At 63.9% G+C, this 2151-nt stretch carries 2 protein-coding genes; one reads left to right on the top strand and one right to left on the bottom strand.

Features of this window, described 5'->3' with window-relative positions; genetic code table 11:
• Nucleotides 1–246 precede the first annotated feature (246 nt).
• Nucleotides 247–930 carry a DedA family protein gene (locus C566_RS22220; RefSeq protein ID WP_018776191.1) on the bottom strand — a complete coding sequence of 228 codons (684 nt, stop codon included), beginning with the start codon at nt 928–930 and terminating at the stop codon, nt 247–249.
• Between the two features lie 484 nt (nt 931–1414).
• On the opposite strand from C566_RS22220, the gene C566_RS0120315 reads away from it, so the two are divergent.
• Complete coding sequence (locus C566_RS0120315; RefSeq protein ID WP_155846962.1) at nt 1415–1792, top strand: DUF6924 domain-containing protein; 378 nt, start codon at nt 1415–1417, stop codon at nt 1790–1792.
• Nucleotides 1793–2151: the final 359 nt, after the last annotated feature.

Below are 2151 nucleotides of genomic sequence, written 5' to 3'. Positions count from 1 at the left end.
ACCCGGGAGGGTGTGGGAGAGTAGGTCACCGCCGGAACACCATTCAGGTCGAGGACCCCAACCACCAGGTTGGGGTCCTCCCGCATTTAACCCCCAAACACAAAATCCGGTCGACCGGCGCTCCCGGCGGCTACCTCCTGCTCAGATGCCCTCCGGGCGGCGCCCCGGTAATTCGTGCCGCCGGCACCGTCTCTCGAAAACTTGGCCAGCGGCAATTCGCCCTCGACCACGCTGTTGCCCCCGGCTTCATTCGGCTTCGGGCACGCCGTCCCCTGACTCTTCCGCTGACTTGAGCTTCCGGCGTCTGCGCCGGCGCCAGACGATCACTAGGCCGAGCACGACGAAGGGGACCAGCACCCAACCGCCGATGTCGAGAGCGTCGCCGATTGCATTGGCCAGCGCCCCGGCCAAATAGGCGAGAACGCTCAGGCTCGCGACCCAGGCAATGGACCCCGTGATAGTCCAGAGCAGAAAATTGGGCCACGGCATCTTGGCAGCCCCCGCGGCAATGGCGCCCCAGAGCCGAACGACAATGACCCAGCGGCCGAAGAACAAGGCCTTGCCGCCGTGCCGTTCGAAGAACGACTCCAGCTGGATGATGCGATTCTCATCGGCGTGGAAGCGCTGTGCAAGTCGCAGCATCAATGGACGACCTCCCACCCGCCCAAGTACGTAGCCAATAGTGCTCCCGAGCATGGCGCCCAGGCTGCCGACGGCGATAACGGCGGCAAGGTTCAGATCTCCATGGCGCGCCGAGGCGTAGGCTCCAAGCAGTACGGCCACGGCGGGAAGCGGTACGCCGGCACACTGGGCCAGCACAATCACAAAGACGCCGAAGTAGTACGCCCAATCGTCCGCAGTCCCTGCTTCCGTCGCGACGTAGCCTGCCCAGCCGAGCGCCATGAAGCGGAGGGCAGCCAATCCGGTCATCGCTCACACCTCACTCCCGCTCCGCCGTGGTTCATCATGGCGGTCCCCGCACTGCCCGCGTTAGTTCTGCGGTCGCGACCCCCGCGACGACACCGGGATGGCCCTTGTATACGCTTGTGCCCCGGGCCGCGTCAAGAGCACGCTGCGGAGACAGCGCGGCCCGGCTCGCCCTGGTTCGGGGACGACCCAACTTCCGCTGGACCACGCCCCGCGCAGCACTCCCTACGCTCCGGTCCCCGCATGGCACCACCAGTGGCCGCCTGACTGGCCAGCGATGGGTCGCGGCGCATCCGACTGGGGTTAATCGCTCGGGGCGTCGGGTCCTTCGAAGCGGACACGGTCTTGCGTGAATTCAACGCTGGCCGCCTCCGGATGGACTGGGGGCCCAAGAGCAGCTGATCTTTCTGCGTCACAGAGTGGCTTGCCATATATGTGATTCCATAGCGGCATGTTGATACTTCCAAGCACAGAGGACTCCCTCCTGGTGCGCACGACCTTCGGCAACGAAGACGCTTGGATGGATGCGCTTTCCACTGTGCTTAGCGAGAATGACGATGGATTCCGCGCCTACGTGAAGGTCGTTGATGACATTGCCTGGGATCAGGTCGGATGGGAACAAGTTCGCCAGGCGGCTATGGCCGGCAATGAACACGCATCGGTCCTGTTCATTGTGGACAGTATCGCTCTTGAACCGGGGCATGCGATACAGGTCATTGATCTGAGCACGGAATCGCGCCGGCAGTTCCGATGCATTGCGCGCGAACTCTGGGGAGTCGATAACAACCTAAACATCGCGAACATGGACTGGCAAGAGTTCGCAGATAGGACAGACAGAGACGGTGTCTTCAGGGGTTTTGCCTGACATTTCTTGCTGCTTCGGTGTATTGGGATAGGGCGGGAGCCCTGGGATGACCGCGGCGGATCCAGAGCCGCTAGGGGTCCGGCAACCGGCAGGCAGCGTCACGGCCCCTTTGCGGCCGGCGTCCGACAACACGATGGTCTGCTTGGCTGCCGTTGCCTGGAGACGCCATGCCGGGGCTGTGCTGCTGCCGGCGGGGGTTAGGCCGTGATCGTCAATGCCGGGTTGCGTGCCGTGGTGATGCACTGCACAGTGGTGGTTTGCGGCGGTGGTGGGTCTGGTGGGGTGGTTTTGGGTGGGTTTGGGTTGTGGTGGCGGGGTTTTTGGGTGGTGGGGTGGGTGTGGGGGGTGGAGTTGCGGTG

The sequence above is a fragment of the Arthrobacter sp. 131MFCol6.1 genome (assembly GCF_000374925.1).
Lineage (GTDB): Bacteria > Actinomycetota > Actinomycetes > Actinomycetales > Micrococcaceae > Arthrobacter.
Note: the sequence above shows the minus strand (reverse complement) of the source record. Positions and strands in the feature narration are given on the sequence as shown.

Excerpts from the sequence above, each read along its gene's own strand:
- C566_RS22220 (WP_018776191.1), bottom strand. The coding sequence starts at position 930 with ATGACCGGATTGGCTGCCCTCCGCTTCATGGCGCTCGGCTGGGCAGGC.